General features: G+C 46.0%; 10 protein-coding genes, 20 tRNA genes and 3 rRNA genes. 28 read left to right on the top strand and 5 right to left on the bottom strand.

All coding sequences use genetic code 11. The features are described 5' to 3' along the window. Positions 1-73 precede the first annotated feature (73 nt). The 3 genes from pruA (at position 74) to NSQ43_RS08095 (ending at position 4,206) form a co-directional block, all read left to right on the top strand. Positions 74-1,618, top strand: coding sequence for an L-glutamate gamma-semialdehyde dehydrogenase (pruA, locus tag NSQ43_RS08085; RefSeq protein ID WP_339254618.1), 1,545 nt, complete (start codon positions 74-76; stop codon positions 1,616-1,618). A 67-nt stretch (positions 1,619-1,685) separates the two neighbouring features. Further along, complete coding sequence (locus tag NSQ43_RS08090; protein ID WP_339254620.1) at positions 1,686-2,879, top strand: ornithine--oxo-acid transaminase; 1,194 nt, start codon at positions 1,686-1,688, stop codon at positions 2,877-2,879. 82 nt (positions 2,880-2,961) lie between these two features. Continuing rightward, the gene (locus NSQ43_RS08095; RefSeq protein WP_339254622.1) at positions 2,962-4,206 is read left to right on the top strand and encodes a Glu/Leu/Phe/Val dehydrogenase; all 1,245 of its coding nucleotides are present in this window, start codon (positions 2,962-2,964) and stop codon (positions 4,204-4,206) included. Between the two features lie 73 nt (positions 4,207-4,279). Here the strand turns inward: NSQ43_RS08095 and NSQ43_RS08100 are convergent, their stop codons facing one another. Then, the gene (locus NSQ43_RS08100) at positions 4,280-4,522 is read right to left on the bottom strand and encodes a DUF378 domain-containing protein (RefSeq protein ID WP_339254624.1); all 243 of its coding nucleotides are present in this window, start codon (positions 4,520-4,522) and stop codon (positions 4,280-4,282) included. A 118-nt stretch (positions 4,523-4,640) separates the two neighbouring features. Here NSQ43_RS08100 and NSQ43_RS08105 point away from each other — a divergent pair, with 118 nt between their 5' ends. Further along, entirely contained in the window at positions 4,641-5,807 is a 1,167-nt protein-coding gene (locus tag NSQ43_RS08105) for an iron-containing alcohol dehydrogenase (RefSeq protein WP_339254626.1), read from the top strand. A gap of 40 nt (positions 5,808-5,847) precedes the next feature. Here NSQ43_RS08105 and NSQ43_RS08110 read toward each other — a convergent pair whose 3' ends face one another. Together NSQ43_RS08110 and NSQ43_RS08115 are read right to left on the bottom strand one after the other, a co-directional pair. Further along, complete coding sequence (locus tag NSQ43_RS08110) at positions 5,848-6,858, bottom strand: cation diffusion facilitator family transporter (RefSeq protein ID WP_339254628.1); 1,011 nt, start codon at positions 6,856-6,858, stop codon at positions 5,848-5,850. Between the two features lie 15 nt (positions 6,859-6,873). Then, positions 6,874-7,596, bottom strand: coding sequence for an MgtC/SapB family protein (locus NSQ43_RS08115; RefSeq protein WP_339254630.1), 723 nt, complete (start codon positions 7,594-7,596; stop codon positions 6,874-6,876). A 117-nt stretch (positions 7,597-7,713) separates the two neighbouring features. Between NSQ43_RS08115 and NSQ43_RS08120 the strand changes: the two genes are divergently transcribed. From NSQ43_RS08120 to NSQ43_RS08235, 24 genes are all read left to right on the top strand, one after another. After that, positions 7,714-8,616, top strand: coding sequence for a DMT family transporter (locus NSQ43_RS08120; RefSeq protein WP_339254631.1), 903 nt, complete (start codon positions 7,714-7,716; stop codon positions 8,614-8,616). A 434-nt stretch (positions 8,617-9,050) separates the two neighbouring features. After that, positions 9,051-10,602 (top strand): 16S ribosomal RNA (locus NSQ43_RS08125). Positions 10,603-11,070: 468 nt separating this feature from the next. Next, positions 11,071-14,004 (top strand): 23S ribosomal RNA (locus NSQ43_RS08130). Positions 14,005-14,290: 286 nt separating this feature from the next. Then, positions 14,291-14,406, top strand: a 5S ribosomal RNA gene (gene rrf / locus NSQ43_RS08135). The 16S, 23S and 5S rRNA genes sit together here with 20 tRNA genes alongside, the layout of an rRNA operon. Before the next feature lie 44 nt (positions 14,407-14,450). After that, positions 14,451-14,526, top strand: a tRNA-Val gene (locus NSQ43_RS08140). Between the two features lie 21 nt (positions 14,527-14,547). Continuing rightward, positions 14,548-14,623 (top strand) — tRNA-Thr (locus NSQ43_RS08145). 5 nt (positions 14,624-14,628) lie between these two features. Further along, positions 14,629-14,704 (top strand) — tRNA-Lys (locus NSQ43_RS08150). Positions 14,705-14,736: 32 nt separating this feature from the next. Further along, positions 14,737-14,818: transfer RNA gene (locus NSQ43_RS08155), tRNA-Leu, on the top strand. An 8-nt stretch (positions 14,819-14,826) separates the two neighbouring features. Then, a tRNA-Gly gene (locus tag NSQ43_RS08160) sits at positions 14,827-14,901 on the top strand. Between the two features lie 9 nt (positions 14,902-14,910). Further along, positions 14,911-14,999, top strand: a tRNA-Leu gene (locus NSQ43_RS08165). 25 nt (positions 15,000-15,024) lie between these two features. Next, positions 15,025-15,098 (top strand) — tRNA-Arg (locus NSQ43_RS08170). A 5-nt stretch (positions 15,099-15,103) separates the two neighbouring features. Then, positions 15,104-15,180, top strand: a tRNA-Pro gene (locus tag NSQ43_RS08175). Positions 15,181-15,187: 7 nt separating this feature from the next. Then, a tRNA-Ala gene (locus tag NSQ43_RS08180) sits at positions 15,188-15,263 on the top strand. Between the two features lie 21 nt (positions 15,264-15,284). Then, positions 15,285-15,358, top strand: a tRNA-Met gene (locus NSQ43_RS08185). Positions 15,359-15,365: 7 nt separating this feature from the next. Beyond that, positions 15,366-15,442 (top strand) — tRNA-Ile (locus tag NSQ43_RS08190). A gap of 17 nt (positions 15,443-15,459) precedes the next feature. Next, positions 15,460-15,552, top strand: a tRNA-Ser gene (locus NSQ43_RS08195). Positions 15,553-15,629: 77 nt separating this feature from the next. Then, positions 15,630-15,704: transfer RNA gene (locus tag NSQ43_RS08200), tRNA-Met, on the top strand. Between the two features lie 3 nt (positions 15,705-15,707). Continuing rightward, positions 15,708-15,783 (top strand) — tRNA-Asp (locus NSQ43_RS08205). Between the two features lie 50 nt (positions 15,784-15,833). Continuing rightward, positions 15,834-15,909, top strand: a tRNA-Phe gene (locus NSQ43_RS08210). Between the two features lie 6 nt (positions 15,910-15,915). After that, positions 15,916-15,989: transfer RNA gene (locus NSQ43_RS08215), tRNA-Gly, on the top strand. Between the two features lies 1 nt (position 15,990). Then, positions 15,991-16,067: transfer RNA gene (locus NSQ43_RS08220), tRNA-Ile, on the top strand. 3 nt (positions 16,068-16,070) lie between these two features. After that, positions 16,071-16,145 (top strand) — tRNA-Asn (locus tag NSQ43_RS08225). Positions 16,146-16,154: 9 nt separating this feature from the next. Continuing rightward, a tRNA-Ser gene (locus tag NSQ43_RS08230) sits at positions 16,155-16,245 on the top strand. A gap of 9 nt (positions 16,246-16,254) precedes the next feature. After that, positions 16,255-16,326 (top strand) — tRNA-Glu (locus tag NSQ43_RS08235). A gap of 45 nt (positions 16,327-16,371) precedes the next feature. On the opposite strand, the gene NSQ43_RS08240 is transcribed toward NSQ43_RS08235, so the two are convergent. Together NSQ43_RS08240 and NSQ43_RS08245 are read right to left on the bottom strand one after the other, a co-directional pair. After that, positions 16,372-17,106: a TraR/DksA C4-type zinc finger protein gene (locus NSQ43_RS08240; protein ID WP_339254632.1), complete on the bottom strand. Its 735-nt coding sequence runs from the start codon at positions 17,104-17,106 to the stop codon at positions 16,372-16,374. Positions 17,107-17,272: 166 nt separating this feature from the next. After that, on the bottom strand, positions 17,273-18,184 hold the full coding sequence (locus tag NSQ43_RS08245; RefSeq protein WP_339254634.1) for a 1,4-dihydroxy-2-naphthoate polyprenyltransferase: 912 nt from the start codon (positions 18,182-18,184) through the stop codon (positions 17,273-17,275). Between the last annotated feature and the right edge of the window lie 183 nt (positions 18,185-18,367).

Raw genomic sequence — 18,367 nt, forward strand, 5'->3', positions numbered from 1 at the left:
TTGCATTATTATAGGTGTTAACATAGAAACAATGCAAATTTATTTTGCTACTTAATCATCAAGGAGGAGTAAAATGATTCCATACAAACACGAACCATTCACAGACTTTACAAACGAAGAAAACAAAAAAGCATATCTTGCTGCATTGAAACAAGTTGAAGGATACCTTGGCCAAGATTATCCTTTGATCATTGGTGGCGAGCGTATTATGACTGAAGATAAACTCGTTTCGACAAACCCTGCTAACAAAGAGGAAGTGATCGGTAGAGTTTCTAAAGCAAGCAGAGATCTTGCTGAAAAAGCAATGAACGTAGCGGATAAAACGTTTGAAACATGGAGAAAAGTGTCACCTGAATTCCGTGCAGACGTTCTTTTCAAAGCAGCTGCAATTATCCGTCGTCGTAAGCATGAGTTTTCTGCACTTTTAACAAAAGAAGCGGGTAAACCATGGAACGAAGCGGATGCTGATACAGCTGAAGCAATCGACTTCCTTGAGTTCTATGGACGCCAAATGTTGAAATTGAAAGACGGTATTCCTGTAGAAAGCCGTCCTGGCGAATTCAACCGTTTCGATTATATTCCATTAGGCGTGGGTGTTGTTATCTCTCCTTGGAACTTTGCACTTGCAATCATGGCGGGTACAACAGTTGCGGCATTGGTTACTGGTAATACTGTTCTATTGAAACCTGCATCTACAACAACTGTTGTGGCATATAAATTCATGGAAGTTCTTGAAGAGGCTGGTATGCCTGCAGGAGTAGTTAACTACATTCCGGGTTCAGGAGCTGAAGTGGGCGACTATCTTGTTGACCATCCAAGAACTCGTTTCGTTTCATTCACTGGTTCGAGAGAAATCGGAACGCGTATTTTCGAACGTGCTTCCAAAGTGAACGAAGGCCAAATCTGGTTGAAACGCGTAATAGCTGAAATGGGCGGTAAAGATACAATTGTAGTTGACAATGACGCGGATCTTGAATTGGCCGCACAATCTATCGTTAAATCTGCATTCGGTTTCAGTGGACAAAAATGTTCAGCATGCTCACGCGCTGTCATCCATGAAGATGTGTATGATCAAGTCGTAGCACGTGTTGAAGAGTTAACAAAAGGATTGTCATACGGCGATCCAACTGAGCAATCCAACTTTACAGGTCCGGTTATCGACCAAGGTTCATTTGATAAAATCATGAGCTATATCGAAATCGGAAAAGAAGAAGGACGTCTTGTTGCTGGTGGAGAAGGGGATAGCTCGAAAGGGTATTTCGTCGCTCCAACTGTATTTGTAGACGTTGATCCGAAAGCGCGTATCATGCAAGAAGAAATCTTCGGCCCTGTCGTTGCAATTACAAAAGCGAAAAGTTTCGATGAAGCAATCGAAATTGCGAACAACACAGATTACGGTCTGACTGGAGCGGTAATTACGAATAACCGTGCACATATCGAACAAGCGCGTCAAGATTTCCATGTCGGAAACTTGTATTTCAACCGTGGCTGCACAGGCGCTATCGTAGGCTACCAACCATTCGGCGGATTCAATATGTCAGGTACGGACTCAAAAGCTGGCGGTCCAGATTACCTACAACTTCATATGCAAGGTAAAACAACTTCAGAGACATTCTAATCGTCTTTAATAAGCGGGAAGCAGCTCAGTCTGCTTCCACTTTACATACAAAATGGGGGGGAACCATATGTCGATTTCAGAGAATATCATTTCACAGACAAATAAGTTTGGAGCCAATAACTATCATCCACTGCCAATCGTTATTTCAGAGGCTGAAGGGGTTTGGGTGAAGGATCCTGAGGGAAATAAATACATGGATATGCTGTCAGCTTACTCCGCTGTAAACCAAGGACACCGTCATCCGAAAATCATAAAGGCACTGAAGGATCAAGCCGACAAAGTTACATTGACGTCCCGTGCCTTCCACAATGACCAACTTGGCCCATGGTATGAAATGATCTGCAAACTTTCTGGTAAGGAAATGACATTGCCGATGAACACGGGTGCGGAAGCAGTTGAAACTGCTATTAAAGCCGCTCGCCGTTGGGCTTATGATGTAAAAGGCGTTGAAGAAAACAAGGCAGAGATCATTGGATGTGAAGGCAACTTCCATGGCCGGACGATGACTGCGGTTTCCCTCTCATCAGAAGCTGAATATAAACGTGGGTTCGGTCCAATGTTACCGGGCATTAAGTTAGTTCCTTTCGGTGATTTGAGATCATTGGAAGAAGCAATCACTCCGAACACAGCAGCTTTCATCATTGAACCAATCCAAGGCGAAGCTGGAATCCTTATTCCACCAGCCGGATATATGAAGGCGGCATTCGACCTATGTAAAAAACATAACGTCCTTTTCATTGCTGATGAAATTCAGGCTGGCCTTTGCAGAACGGGTAAAATGTTTGCATGCGAGTGGGAAGGTATTGAACCTGATATGTACATTCTTGGAAAAGCACTTGGTGGTGGGGTTTTCCCAATCTCTTGTGTAGTAGCCAATAAAGATATTCTTGGTGTATTCAATCCGGGATCCCATGGCTCGACTTTCGGTGGAAACCCGATGGCTTGTGCCGTATCAATCGCTTCTTTGGAAGTGCTTCAGGATGAAAAACTTGCCGACAAATCACTTGAACTTGGCGAATATTTTATTGAACAGTTGAAGAAAATCAATAATCCTTCGATAAAAGAAGTGCGTGGACGTGGACTGTTCATAGGTGTGGAACTAACGGAAGAAGCCCGTCCGTATTGTGAGAAATTGAAAGAATTAGGATTACTTTGCAAAGAGACACATGAAACCGTAATCCGATTTGCTCCTCCTTTAATTATTTCTAAAGAAGAGCTCGACTGGGCATTGGAACAAATTAATAAAGTTTTTACAAGTTAACAAAATGTACACACAAGTAACTGGGTCTATGGTACAATATGTGCGGTGAATACATTATGAATCAAAGAGGCGAACTTTTACAATGACTGAAAACCTGAATCTATTTACGTCTACGCAAGTTGTCATCAAGGATGCATTAGACAAATTAGGCTATGATGAAGGAATGTACGAACTACTTAAAGAACCTATTCGCATGGTAGAGGTTAGAATTCCAGTCCGTATGGACGATGGAAAAGTGAAAGTGTTCACGGGATTCCGTGGTCAACACAATGATGCTGTAGGACCTACAAAAGGTGGGGTGCGTTTTCACCCACAAGTAAGTGCGGACGAAGTGCGTGCACTATCTATGTGGATGACATTGAAAGCTGGTATCGTTGATCTTCCATATGGCGGTGGTAAAGGTGGAATCATCTGTGATCCACGAGAAATGTCCATGGGTGAATTGGAGCGCTTGAGCCGTGGGTATGTACGTGCACTTAGCCAGGTAATGGGACCGACAAAAGATATTCCGGCGCCAGACGTTTTCACAAACGCACAAATTATGGCGTGGATGATGGATGAATATAGCAGAATCGACGAGTTCAACTCACCAGGTTTCATCACTGGTAAACCAATTGTACTTGGAGGTTCCCAAGGACGCGATCGTGCAACAGCTGAAGGTGTAACGATCATTATCAACGAAGCTGCTAAAAAACGCGGAATTGATATGAAAGGTGCACGTGTTGTTATCCAAGGATTCGGGAATGCGGGAAGCTTCCTATCGAAATTCCTACATGATGCTGGTGCAAAAGTAATCGGAATTTCCGATGCTTATGGGGCGCTTCATGATCCTGAAGGATTGGATATCGATTATTTATTAGATCGACGCGACAGTTTCGGAACAGTAACGACTCTTTTTGAAAATACGATTTCGAATAGCGAATTGTTGGAGTTGGATTGTGATATCCTTGTACCGGCAGCTATCGAAAACCAAATTACAGAAAAGAATGCTCATAATATTAAAGCTACAATTGTTGTTGAAGCTGCTAACGGTCCGACAACATCTGAAGCTACAAAAATTCTTACTGAACGTGGAATCCTTCTTGTACCGGACGTTCTTGCAAGCGCAGGAGGCGTAACGGTTTCATACTTTGAGTGGGTACAAAACAACATGGGTTACTACTGGTCAGAAGATGAAGTACGCGAGAAAATGACTGCGAAAATGGTGGATGCATTTGAAAATGTTTATAATGTATCTTCTTCACGTAACATTGATATGCGACTCGCAGCATATATGATAGGAATTCGCAAGACAGCAGAAGCATCAAGATTCCGTGGTTGGGCATAACAAAAGCGCCCGGAGCTTGATGATAAATTAAACAATACAAACAAAACATCTCCCGATTGTTGGGAGATGTTTTTTACACATTCTCAGGCTCGGCAACTATCACTTTGTCATCAGAACGGTCCTTTAGATAGTCAAAAAGAACAGTTAAAGTAATAAGTCCAGAAACCCCTACCGCCATATAAAAGAAGCGAGCGAGTGGTTTTGCATACCCATTCGCAAGTTGCGCAACTACATCGAAACTAAAGAGCCCGACTACTCCCCAGTTAAAAGCCCCTATTATTGTAATTGCTAATGCTATTTTTCGAACTCTATCCAAGCAAAGCACCTCCTATGTATAGGATTCCCAATACATGTTGTTCCATACTTGCTTCTGTGATTTTATTCTTGGATAATGGGAAAGGGAAAGAACACTCTTTTAATTGGAGGTAAATTATATGAAGGAATTTTCATTCCAAAATCCGACTAAGTTAATTTTCGGTAAAAACTCTATCTCAAATCTTGCGAAAGAATTATCGGCTTATGGTAATAAGATCCTTGTCGTATACGGGGGAGGAAGCATCAAACGGAATGGCCTTTATGATGAACTCATGCAAATTCTAAAAGATGAAGACAAAGAGGTCTTCGAATTTGCAGGAGTGGAGCCGAATCCACGTCTCTCAACAGCGAAAAGAGGAGCGGCGATTTGTAAGGAAAATGATATCGATTTCATCCTTGCTGTCGGCGGTGGATCAGTTATTGACTGCACGAAGTTAATCGCATCGGCTGCGAAGTATGATGGGGATCCTTGGGATTTCGTAATTCGAAAAGCCTCACCACAAGAGGCAATTCCATTCGGCACCATTTTAACGATCGCAGCTACCGGATCTGAAATGAATGCTGGGTCTGTTATTACGAATGAAGAAACTGAAGAAAAGTACGGATGGGGAGGCCCTCTTAACTTTCCGAAGTTCTCAATCCTTGACCCTACGTATACATTATCCTTGCCGAAAGATCAGACTGTATACGGAATCGTAGATATGATGTCACATATATTTGAACAATACTTCCACAGGGCTTCAAATACACCTCTTCAAGATGAGCTTTGCGAAGGTGCTTTGCGGGCGATCATGGAAGCTGGAGAAAAACTTGTTAAAGATTTACAGAACTATGAGCTGCGTGAAACAATCCTGTTAGGTGGTACATGGGGGTTGAATGGATTCCTTGGAATGGGGAATGACGGAGGAGATTGGGGGACGCATGATATAGAGCACGCAATCTCCGCTGTATATGACATCCCACACGCTGGAGGGTTGGCGATTTTATTCCCACATTGGATGAAGCAAACTTTGCATCTAAATCCTGCCCGTTACGCAAGACTTGCAGTAAAAGTATTCGGTGTTAACCCTGAAGGTAAAACTGATGAGGAAATTGCGATTGAAGGAATCGATAATCTTCGGGCGTATTGGACATCCATCGGTGCACCCGAAAAACTCTCGGATTACGGGATTGATGGAACAAAAATTGATATCATGGCGAATAAGGCAGCAGTCAATGGCCCTCTTGGCAGATATGCACAGTTAAGTGAAGAGGAAGTAAAAACCTTGCTTGAAACCTCCTTATAATAGAAACAAAAAATAGAGGAGGAATCAGATGATTCCACCTCTATTTTTTGAATTCCGGCAGCTTCTTTCTCGTTTCTTCGGACACTATAGTTTCATTAACACCTTGCCATGTCTTAATACCATCGTCTTCATCAAAAGAAATCAGTGCCTCACGCACGCCTTTTTGCTTCAAAACTAACTTCATCAGTCGATCCCTGACATCGTCTATATAAGCTACCGTTTGCTTCGGATCCACTTCTGCAATTACTTCTACGTGAAGGTATTCTCCTTCTTTTATAACTTCAACTTTTTGAATGTCCTTAATATCTGGGTCTTCCGCGATAATAAGAGCGATATGGTTTAACATTTCCTCATCTGTTTCCCCGATAGCGCCCCTTGCATTATCGAGAAATATCTTTCCGACAACATAAAACATCATAAGGCCGATTAATATAGAAGCGATTCCTTCGGCTCGAAGGAATCCAGTGAAATGTGCGATTAATACAGCTGTGAATGCTAATAAACCTCCGATTGTTGCAACCATATCTTCCATAAAGACCAATTTAGTAGCAGGTTTTGCTTTGTTAAGATGAGTAAAGCTGTAAACAAGTGCTTTCAACCCCCCGTGGGACTGTCCAGTCTCATGGGCAATCTCCTTGGAAGCTTTTATTAATACAAAAAACTCAAGTAATGTAGCTAATCCCAAGACACCTAAATTTATGAAGAGGCCCGTTGTTTCAACTGGGTTTAATACATGGTGCCATCCTTCCTTCACAGCTTCGTATGACATGATACCAACTATAATTACGGCACCTAAACAGACGAGATTGACAACCCTTCCGAAACCGTTCGGGAAATTTGGGGTTGGTGCCTTCTTCGATAGTGCGGAACCGATGTAAACAAAAAACTGATTCGCGGCGTCCCCAAGGGAGTGCATCGTTTCTGCAAACATGGCAACATTTCCGGTTAGTACGTAGGCTATTGCTTTAAGAATTGCTATACCTGTATTAACGATTGCTGCAAGAAGTGAGGGTTTATTGCCGTCTTTTAGTAAACGTATAATATCTTTCATATTCACTAACCTCCATTAAGGAAAGATTTCTATTTCGACCGATTCAATATAAGGTAGTTCAGTCAATTCGATGTATAATTGTGTGGTATCCTTTTTCGGAAGTGCATCCAGACGGAAATCGACTTCATGGACTGAAGGCTTATCATCAAAGTGCACTTGTCGGATTCGTAAATTTTCAACTTTCATATTTTCTGTATTTAAAATTCCAATTAACTCATCAATTTTGTTCTTATCCGAAATGACGACGATACAAGCTGCCTCCTTAGAACGAATTCTTTTTGGACCAAACCTATCAAGAAGCGGTGCGATGACTTCGATGATGAAGAGAATGCTTAATACCGCGAACGTCGCTTCTACATAAAAACCGGCGCCCACTGCAATTCCAATGCTGGCTGCTCCCCAAATCATGGCGGCTGTCGTTAAACCGGTAATATTGTCGTTCTCTCTTCTTAATATAGCGCCGGCCCCAAGGAAACCAATTCCACTTACGATTTGGGCTGCAAGACGAAGGGGATCCATTGTAACATTAATATCATTCCTTGCCGGAACGAGGTAAGCAGCTTCAATTGAAACGATGGTCAATAGGCAACTGAAGGTGGAAATCACTGCACTTGTTTTCAAACCTATCGGCTTCTTCTTAATTTCCCTCTCTACTCCGATTATTAAACTTAATCCCAATGCAATTCCGATTTTAATCAACACTTCTGGATACATCGAATTATTGATAATCCACTCCATTTACATTCCCCCCCACTATCATCATCCTTAAGAAGATGTGCTATACTCTTTATATTGTCTTTAACCTTAAATGGTACCGAATTAACATGTATTTCAAATGAAAGAGAAGTGTACACTTTGGAAAAACCTAAAATTCATCCATATATTCCCATCATCATTGGAGTAATATCAGTAGCGCTCTCGGCAATATTTGTAAAACTAACTACAGCGGATGCTGGTGTAATAGCGTTTTATCGTATGTTGTTCACAGTTCTTTTAATGCTACCGTTATTCTTGCTTAAATATAGGAAGGAAGTATTTCTGTTAACGAGAAAGGACTGGATCTTTTCAGCAGTTGCTGGTGTTTTTCTGGCCTTTCACTTTATCTTATGGTTTGAATCGTTGAATTACACATCAGTAGCAAGTTCAACTGTACTTGTAACATTGCAACCGATCTTTGCTTTTGTGGGCACCTATTTCTTTTTTAAAGAGAAACTTTCGTTTAAAACAATATTGTCGGCTGTAATTGCAATAGCAGGCAGCGTCATTATCAGTTGGAGTGATTTCCAATTAAGCGGAACAGCTTTCTTCGGAGATATGCTTGCATTGGCGGCATGTGCATTAATTACTGTATACTTATTATTTGGCCAAGAAGTTCGTAAGCGACTGTCTTTAATTACATATACGTTTCTTCTATATTCAATCAGTACAGTAACACTCTTTTTCTATGTGCTTATTAAGGGAGAGTCATTTGGACCTTACTCAGCATCGAATTGGTTCTGGTTCTTCCTTCTTGCACTTATACCAAATCTATTAGGTCATTCACTTTTTAATTGGGCGGTTAAATGGGTCAGTACGAATGTAATTTCCATTGCCATTCTTTTTGAACCTGTAGGAGCATCGATTCTTGCGTTCTACATCCTTCATGAGAAACTTTCTGCAGCGCAAATAACGGGGGGAATCGTTGTTATAGCGGGCATTCTCTTGTTTATTGTTGATGTGAAGAAGCTTCGTGAAAAATTATTTTTTAAAAAGAGTTGATTTCTTAAATTGATATGTTGTATATTAGTACATGTCCTTGAGAGACAAAAACAACTTCAGAAACAAAATAAGTAATTTCGAAAAAAAAGAAGTGAAAAAGGTTGTTGACTCGATAGAGACAATGTGTTAAGATGAAAAAGTCGCTGTGAAAAAAACAGCGCGCGATGAACCTTGAAAACTGAACAGCAAAACGTCAACAAATAAAGTTCTTGAACCGACCCCGTCGGTAAAAAGAACAAACGAATCTTCGGATTCAAAATTGACATCTTAAATGATGCCAGCAAGAAACTCGAGCTATTCAAGTTTCTCTTGAGGCTGGCGAGACGTAGTGCAGCGGTAGGAAGCGAAGAAGTGAGGGAGGGAGCGTGCTTAGGCACGTGACCGATCGAACGACTGAAGCTGACACCCCGATGCGCTGCGTATCGCCGGCCGAATTTATGGAGAGTTTGATCCTGGCTCAGGACGAACGCTGGCGGCGTGCCTAATACATGCAAGTCGAGCGGATTGAAGGGAGCTTGCTCCCTGATATTAGCGGCGGACGGGTGAGTAACACGTGGGCAACCTGCCCTGCAGATGGGGATAACTCCGGGAAACCGGGGCTAATACCGAATAATCGGTTCTTCCGCATGGAAGAACTCTGAAAGACGGTTTCGGCTGTCACTGCAGGATGGGCCCGCGGCGCATTAGCTAGTTGGTGGGGTAACGGCCTACCAAGGCGACGATGCGTAGCCGACCTGAGAGGGTGATCGGCCACACTGGGACTGAGACACGGCCCAGACTCCTACGGGAGGCAGCAGTAGGGAATCTTCCACAATGGACGAAAGTCTGATGGAGCAACGCCGCGTGAGCGAAGAAGGTTTTCGGATCGTAAAGCTCTGTTGCGAGGGAAGAACAAGTACGGGAGTAACTGCCCGTACCTTGACGGTACCTCGTTAGAAAGCCACGGCTAACTACGTGCCAGCAGCCGCGGTAATACGTAGGTGGCAAGCGTTGTCCGGAATTATTGGGCGTAAAGCGCGCGCAGACGGTCCTTTAAGTCTGATGTGAAAGCCCACGGCTCAACCGTGGAGGGTCATTGGAAACTGGAGGACTTGAGTACAGAAGAGGAAAGTGGAATTCCACGTGTAGCGGTGAAATGCGTAGAGATGTGGAGGAACACCAGTGGCGAAGGCGACTTTCTGGTCTGTAACTGACGTTGAGGCGCGAAAGCGTGGGGAGCAAACAGGATTAGATACCCTGGTAGTCCACGCCGTAAACGATGAGTGCTAAGTGTTAGGGGGTTTCCGCCCCTTAGTGCTGCAGCTAACGCATTAAGCACTCCGCCTGGGGAGTACGGCCGCAAGGCTGAAACTCAAAGGAATTGACGGGGACCCGCACAAGCGGTGGAGCATGTGGTTTAATTCGAAGCAACGCGAAGAACCTTACCAGGTCTTGACATCCCGCTGACCGGCATGGAGACATGTCTTTCCCTTCGGGGACAGCGGTGACAGGTGGTGCATGGTTGTCGTCAGCTCGTGTCGTGAGATGTTGGGTTAAGTCCCGCAACGAGCGCAACCCTTGATCTTAGTTGCCAGCATTCAGTTGGGCACTCTAAGGTGACTGCCGGTGACAAACCGGAGGAAGGTGGGGATGACGTCAAATCATCATGCCCCTTATGACCTGGGCTACACACGTGCTACAATGGACGATACAAAGGGCTGCGAACCCGCGAGGGGGAGCCAATCCCATAAAATCGTTCCCAGTTCGGATTGCAGGCTGCAACTCGCCTGCATGAAGCCGGAATCGCTAGTAATCGTGGATCAGCATGCCACGGTGAATACGTTCCCGGGTCTTGTACACACCGCCCGTCACACCACGAGAGTTTGTAACACCCGAAGTCGGTGGGGTAACCCTTACGGGAGCCAGCCGCCGAAGGTGGGACAGATGATTGGGGTGAAGTCGTAACAAGGTAGCCGTATCGGAAGGTGCGGCTGGATCACCTCCTTTCTAAGGATAATTACGGAATATGAACCTCCGGTTCATACGTTGACGTTTTGCGTTCAGTTTTGAAGGTTCATCGAAAAGCGGAAAACACCGGTTAGCTCAACCGGCCACTGGAGGGCTCGAGAAGAAATGCTTGCATTTCGTACGAGAGACCGAAGTGGACGCGTGAGCTGGTGTTTGGAGCTGGACAACATGATGACTTTCAAAACTTGTTCTTTGAAAACTGGATAAAACGACATTGAAGCAACAAAACATCAAGTAATCAACCGAGTCGATCACTTTGTGATTGAACGATACTTTTTTAACGAGTTTGTATGTATATATCGCTATATACTACTACTCACCCGAGGGTTTCGAGAAGCAAGCAGGACGAGGAAGCGACCGAACGAGGACCGGAACGTGCTTAGGCACGTGAGGACCGGAGTGAAGGAGCTGACGAAGTAATGCGCAGCTTATCGAAAGCCGTATGAAGGTTAAGTTAGAAAGGGCGCACGGCGGATGCCTTGGCACTAGGAGCCTATGAAGGACGGCACTAACACCGATATGCTTCGGGGAGCTGTAAGTAAGCATTGATCCGAAGATTTCCGAATGGGGAAACCCACTGCCCGTAATGGGGCAGTACGTTCACGTGAATACATAGCGTGAACGAGGCACACCCGGAGAACTGAAACATCTAAGTATCCGGAGGAAGAGAAAGAAAAATCGATTCCCTAAGTAGCGGCGAGCGAAACGGGAAAAGCCCAAACCAGGAAGCTTGCTTCCTGGGGTTGTAGGACACTCTATACGGAGTTACAAAGGGATGGATTAGACGAAGCGACCTGGAAAGGTCCGCCATAGCGGGTAAAAGCCCCGTAGTCGAAAGTCCATCCCCTCCAGAGTGGATCCTGAGTACGGCGGAACACGTGAAATTCCGTCGGAATCCGGGAGGACCATCTCCCAAGGCTAAATACTCCCTAGTGACCGATAGTGAACCAGTACCGTGAGGGAAAGGTGAAAAGCACCCCGGAAGGGGAGTGAAAGAGAACCTGAAACCGTGTGCCTACAAGTTGTCAGAGCCCGTTAATGGGTGATGGCGTGCCTTTTGTAGAATGAACCGGCGAGTTACGATTCCATGCAAGGTTAAGCAGAGAATGCGGAGCCGCAGCGAAAGCGAGTCTGAATAGGGCGAATGAGTATGGGGTCGTAGACCCGAAACCAGGTGATCTACCCATGTCCAGGGTGAAGGTAAGGTAACACTTACTGGAGGCCCGAACCCACGTACGTTGAAAAGTGCGGGGATGAGGTGTGGGTAGCGGTGAAATTCCAATCGAACCTGGAGATAGCTGGTTCTCTCCGAAATAGCTTTAGGGCTAGCCTCAAACGAAAGAATCTCGGAGGTAGAGCACTGTTTGGACTAGGGGCCCATCCCGGGTTACCGAATTCAGACAAACTCCGAATGCCGATGATTTATGTTTGGGAGTCAGACTGCGGGTGATAAGATCCGTAGTCGAGAGGGAAACAGCCCAGACCGCCAGTTAAGGTCCCCAAGTATCCGTTAAGTGGAAAAGGATGTGGCGCTGCCCAGACAACCAGGATGTTGGCTTAGAAGCAGCCACCATTTAAAGAGTGCGTAATAGCTCACTGGTCGAGTGGCGCTGCGCCGAAAATGTACCGGGGCTAAACGGATCACCGAAACTGCGGATTGACACCTTTGGTGTCAGTGGTAGGAGAGCGTTCCAAGGGCGTCGAAGCCAGATCGTAAGGACTGGTGGAGCGCTTGGAAGTGAGAATGCCGGTATGAGTAGCGAAAGAAGGGTGAGAATCCCTTCCACCGAATGCCTAAGGTTTCCTGAGGAAGGCTCGTCCGCTCAGGGTTAGTCGGGACCTAAGTCGAGGCCGAAAGGCGTAGACGATGGAGAACAGGTTGATATTCCTGTACCACCTCCCCGCCGTTATCAGCAATGGGGGGACGCAGAAGGATAGGGTGAGCGCGCTGTTGGTCATGCGCGTCTAAGCAGTGAGGTGTGGAACGAGGCAAATCCCGTTCCTATAACATTGAGCTGTGACGGCAAGGGGAATTTTCCCCGGAGTCCCTGATTTCACACTGCCAAGAAAAGCCTCTAGCGAGGCGGGAGGTGCCCGTACCGCAAACCGACACAGGTAGGCGAGGAGAGAATCCTAAGGTGATCGAGAGAACTCTCGTTAAGGAACTCGGCAAAATGACCCCGTAACTTCGGGAGAAGGGGTGCTCTGGTAGGGTGTTAAAGCCCGAGAGAGCCGCAGTGAATAGGCCCAGGCGACTGTTTAGCAAAAACACAGGTCTCTGCAAAACCGTAAGGTGACGTATAGGGGCTGACGCCTGCCCGGTGCTGGAAGGTTAAGAGGAGAGGTCAGCGCAAGCGAAGCTTTGAATTGAAGCCCCAGTAAACGGCGGCCGTAACTATAACGGTCCTAAGGTAGCGAAATTCCTTGTCGGGTAAGTTCCGACCCGCACGAAAGGCGTAACGATCTGGGCACTGTCTCAACGAGAGACTCGGTGAAATTATAATATGCGTGAAGATGCGCATTACCCGCGACAGGACGGAAAGACCCCGTGGAGCTTTACTGTAGCCTGATATTGAATTCCGGTGCAGCCTGTACAGGATAGGTAGGAGCCTTGGAATCCGGAGCGCCAGCTTCGGAGGAGGCAATGGTGGGATACTACCCTGGCTGTATTGGACTTCTAACCCTTGCCCGTGATCCGGGCAGGAGACAGTGTCAGGTGGGCAGTTTGACTGGGGCGGTCGCCTCCTAAAGTGTAACGGAGGCGCCCAAAGGTTCCCTCAGAATGGTTGGACATCATTCGTAGAGTGCAAAGGCATAAGGGAGCTTGACTGCGAGACCTACAAGTCGAGCAGGGTCGAAAGACGGGCTTAGTGATCCGGTGGTTCCGCATGGAAGGGCCATCGCTCAACGGATAAAAGCTACCCCGGGGATAACAGGCTTATCTCCCCCAAGAGTCCACATCGACGGGGAGGTTTGGCACCTCGATGTCGGCTCATCGCATCCTGGGGCTGTAGTCGGTCCCAAGGGTTGGGCTGTTCGCCCATTAAAGCGGTACGCGAGCTGGGTTCAGAACGTCGTGAGACAGTTCGGTCCCTATCCGTCGCGGGCGCAGGAAATTTGAGAGGAGCTGTCCTTAGTACGAGAGGACCGGGATGGACACACCGCTGGTGTACCAGTTGTCTTGCCAAAGGCATCGCTGGGTAGCTATGTGTGGACGGGATAAATGCTGAAAGCATCTAAGCATGAAGCCCCCCTCAAGATGAGATTTCCCATTACATTTGTAAGTAAGATCCCTCAAAGATGATGAGGTGGATAGGTCCGGGGTGGAAGCGTGGCGACACGTGCAGCTGACGGATACTAATCGATCGAGGACTTAACCTATATGAAATGCCGAAGCGGTCGTTTAGACACGACAGGCATAAGACGGTTCGGCGAAGTGGCGATTTTTGCCACACAGCCGGAACGGCTTATGACCCGAGTGTCTGACCGCTGAGGCTGGACAGTTTTGAAGTACGGTTGAACTTGTTGTCGCAACAATGTCTCTTTTATCCAGTTTTGAACGAATAAGCGCCGTTCAAAAAAACTTATAAAGTTTTTTTTAAAAAAGTGCTTGCAAATATCTACAGATTTGGTATAATAAGTATTGTCCTTACAAGAGGCAATCAAGTCTGGTGACGATGGCGAAGAGGTCACACCCGTTCCCATACCGATCACGGAAGTTAAGCTCTTCAGCGCCGATGGTAGTAGGGGGCTTCCCCCTGTGAGAGTAGGACGTCGCCGGGCGACCAAATTCATTTGGTACATAAAAAGTACAAGTCTTATAAATTGGAGGATTAGCTCAGCTGGGAGAGCACCTGCCTTACAAGCAGGGGGTCGGCGGTTCGAACCCGTCATCCTCCACCATGATTTTCAAACTAATAATGTGCCGGTGTAGCTCAGTTGGTAGAGCAACTGACTTGTAATCAGTAGGTCGTGGGTTCGACTCCTATCGCCGGCACCAGTTTTGAGCCATTAGCTCAGTCGGTAGAGCATCTGACTTTTAATCAGAGGGTCGCAGGTTCGAATCCTGCATGGCTCACCATTTTCTTGACTGAGGTCTCGAAAAAAGAATATGCGGGTGTGGTGGAACTGGCAGACACGCTAGACTTAGGATCTAGTGCCGTAAGGCGTGGGGGTTCGACTCCCTTCACCCGCACTTTCAATGCGGAAGTAGTTCAGTGGTAGAATACGACCTTGCCAAGGTCGGGGTCGCGGGTTCGAATCCCGTCTTCCGCTCCACTTAGTTAAGCCGGGGTGGCGGAACTGGCAGACGCACAGGACTTAAAATCCTGCGGTAGGTGACTACCGTACCGGTTCGATTCCGGTTCTCGGCACCAAAACTTATTATAGTGAACATAATTAGCGCCCGTAGCTCAATTGGATAGAGCGTCTGACTACGGATCAGAAGGTTATGGGTTCGACTCCTGTCGGGCGCGTTTATCGGGAAGTAGCTCAGCTTGGTAGAGCACTTGGTTTGGGACCAAGGGGTCGCAGGTTCGAATCCTGTCTTCCCGACCACTTATATGGGGCCTTAGCTCAGCTGGGAGAGCGCCTGCCTTGCACGCAGGAGGTCAGCGGTTCGATCCCGCTAGGCTCCACCATATAAATGAAATATTTTTCCTGGCGGCGTAGCTCAGCTGGCTAGAGCGTACGGTTCATACCCGTAAGGTCGGGGGTTCGATCCCCTCTGCCGCCATCCTAAAGGACCTTTAGCTCAGTTGGTTAGAGCAGACGGCTCATAACCGTCCGGTCGCAGGTTCGAGTCCTGCAAGGTCCACCACTATTTGTATAGCATACGGAGGAATACCCAAGCCTGGCTGAAGGGATCGGTCTTGAAAACCGACAGGGGTGTTAAAGCCCGCGGGGGTTCGAATCCCTCTTCCTCCGCCATTATTTTAAACCAAACATAGTGGTTGGAAACAAAAACAGTAAGCGTAGGATGATAAAATTCCTACAACTAATATTATCGCGGGGTGGAGCAGTGGTAGCTCGTCGGGCTCATAACCCGAAGGTCGCAGGTTCAAATCCTGTCCCCGCAACCAAATGGTCCCGTGGTGTAGCGGTTAACATGCCTGCCTGTCACGCAGGAGATCGCCGGTTCGATCCCGGTCGGGACCGCCATTTCTTTTAAGATACATAGTAACAGAGAGAAATAGTTATGATGTATGAATGGCTCAGTAGCTCAGTCGGTAGAGCAAAGGACTGAAAATCCTTGTGTCGGCGGTTCGATTCCGTCCTGAGCCACCATTCTTTGCGGGTGTAGTTTAGTGGTAAAACCTCAGCCTTCCAAGCTGATGATGAGGGTTCGATTCCCTTCACCCGCTCCATGGGCCTATAGCTCAGCTGGTTAGAGCGCACGCCTGATAAGCGTGAGGTCGGTGGTTCGAGTCCACTTAGGCCCACCATATTCCGCAGTAGCTCAGTGGTAGAGCAATCGGCTGTTAACCGATCGGTCGTAGGTTCGAGTCCTACCTGCGGAGCCAATTTTATACGGGGAAGTACTCAAGAGGCTCAAGAGGCGCCCCTGCTAAGGGCGTAGGTCGCGAAAGCGGTGCGAGGGTTCGAATCCCTCCTTCTCCGCCATATTTATATGGCCCCTTGGTCAAGCGGTTAAGACACCGCCCTTTCACGGCGGTAACACGGGTTCGAATCCCGTAGGGGTCATTTCATAAAGACAGCCACATCCTTTAAATTGGATGTGGCTGTCTTTTATTTATCTCCTGTATAACTGTCTTTTCGGTGGTAAGGAATATCACCAAGAGGGGATTCAATGCCCTCATTATCCAATCTTTCCTCATACTCCTCGGTAAAGTCGGAACGGACATAGCCACGTGTTTCCCCGGTAATGTCAGTGCTGATGAATTCCTCCACTTCCTCGGCTTGGCCATCCGATATTTCATTATAGTACAGGCTGTTGTAATCATCATGATCGCCGACGAAATCGGAAGGTGTTTCGGAAGTTCCTGATTTTGCTATCTCCTGAAAACTATCCTCACCATCTCTACGAGCCCCGTTTCTGCGGTCAGCAAATGAATTTGGATTTGCCATGATGAGTATATCCTCCTCAGAAGGTCTATCTTTAGGGATGTCTTGGTCAGGGCTATGTTCAATGCAATATGTTGTATAGGGTAATGCTTCAAGTCGTTCGAAAGGTATCTCCCTTTCACAGACTTCACAATACCCGTAAGTTCCATTGGAAAGGGCTTGTAGTGCATTGTCCACTTTACTAATTTCGTCACCTGCATGTACGTTCAGCGCCATGTCTTTCTGACGTTCGAAGAGTTCGGTTCCTAAATCGCCAGGATGGTTGTCGTACGTTGACAATTCTCCAACCGCATCTCTTTCTGAATTTCTGATATCGGTTTCTCTTTCCGTTTTAGCGTATTGTGTTTTCATTTCCATCAATTCTTGTTTTATTATGTTTTTTTGTTGATTGGATAACATATTCAGCACATCCTTTTTTGTATTATCAATAGTATGGACTTTGTGGTGCATCTTCATAGCATCTAAAAGTTGTTTCTATTTCATTTCCCGTAATGGCGGATTTTTTAAACCTCAAGTCAATAAAAAAACAGACGAGGATAGATTTCCCTCGCCTGTTAGTGATTAATCAAAGAAGATGGCCGACTAAAATGCCGATTCCAAGTAGTAAACCGAAAAGGGTGTTTGTCACTGCAGTGTTTTTCATCGCAGGCATGACCTGTAATGGGATATCATACTTTCTGAAGGTAGATATTGCATCAATGGGTTTCTTAACACTGATTAAGACAAGCAATGCCCATGGTGTTAGATGACCGAGTAAAATAAGTGAAATGATCCAAATGTAAGAAACGACAAAAAATAATGTGAGAATGGTAATGGCATTGCTTCTTCCGACAAGGATCGCCAACGTTTTTCTTCCACCTTCTTTATCGCCTTCAAGGTCACGGATATTATTGGACATCATAATTGCAGCGACAAGAAGCATGCTTGGTATAGAAATAAGTACGGCATCGGTCGTAACAGTACCTGTCTGAATGTAAAAGGCGATTAGGATTAAAAGCATCCCCATTACTACACCCGACACAAGTTCTCCAAAGGGTGTGTAAGCGATTGGAAGCGGTCCGCCGGTATATAGGTAACCAATCAGCATTGAAACGGCTCCAACGAGTGCAAGACCCCATGACGTTTGCATGCAAATGTAAATCCCAATAAGAACGGATATTGCATACAATGAGAGGGCAATATTTAACACGGTTTTAGGCTTGACACCATTACGGACAATCGTTCCTCCAATGCCGATGGAATGTTCGGTATCTAACCCAAGTTTGTAATCATAATACTCGTTGAACATATTCGTTGCCATTTGTATTAAAAGGCTTGCTATAAGCATGGCGAAGAATAATGGGAAATGAAGTTTTCCATAAGTGAGTGCAATCATTGTTCCAAGGAAAACCGGAGCGAACGCAGCTGTTAATGTATGCGGGCGTGTAAGTTGCCACCAAATACGCCATCCGGTATCTGCTTTAATAGTCTGTTGCAATTTATTCTCTCCTATCCTATTGTTTCCGTTATCCATTGTACTCCAAAATGCATTAAAGAGGTATCCCCTTTGCATTATCTATGCGAGAACGGGGTAATTTCGGTATAATAGAAGTAAGAAATTTTTCTTCATATAATAAACAGGTTCGGATGTTGGGATGCAGTTGATTGAACATGAAGGAGA

It is taken from the genome of Sporosarcina sp. FSL W8-0480 (assembly GCF_037963765.1).
In the GTDB taxonomy this organism is placed as follows: domain Bacteria; phylum Bacillota; class Bacilli; order Bacillales_A; family Planococcaceae; genus Sporosarcina.

Excerpts from the sequence above, each read along its gene's own strand:
- NSQ43_RS08090 (WP_339254620.1), top strand. The coding sequence starts at position 1,686 with ATGTCGATTTCAGAGAATATCATTTCACAGACAAATAAGTTTGGAGCC.
- NSQ43_RS08095 (WP_339254622.1), top strand. The coding sequence starts at position 2,962 with ATGACTGAAAACCTGAATCTATTTACGTCTACGCAAGTTGTCATCAAG.
- NSQ43_RS08115 (WP_339254630.1), bottom strand. The coding sequence starts at position 7,596 with ATGGAGTGGATTATCAATAATTCGATGTATCCAGAAGTGTTGATTAAA.
- NSQ43_RS08105 (WP_339254626.1), top strand. The coding sequence starts at position 4,641 with ATGAAGGAATTTTCATTCCAAAATCCGACTAAGTTAATTTTCGGTAAA.
- pruA (WP_339254618.1), top strand. The coding sequence starts at position 74 with ATGATTCCATACAAACACGAACCATTCACAGACTTTACAAACGAAGAA.
- NSQ43_RS08240 (WP_339254632.1), bottom strand. The coding sequence starts at position 17,106 with ATGTTATCCAATCAACAAAAAAACATAATAAAACAAGAATTGATGGAA.
- NSQ43_RS08110 (WP_339254628.1), bottom strand. The coding sequence starts at position 6,858 with ATGAAAGATATTATACGTTTACTAAAAGACGGCAATAAACCCTCACTT.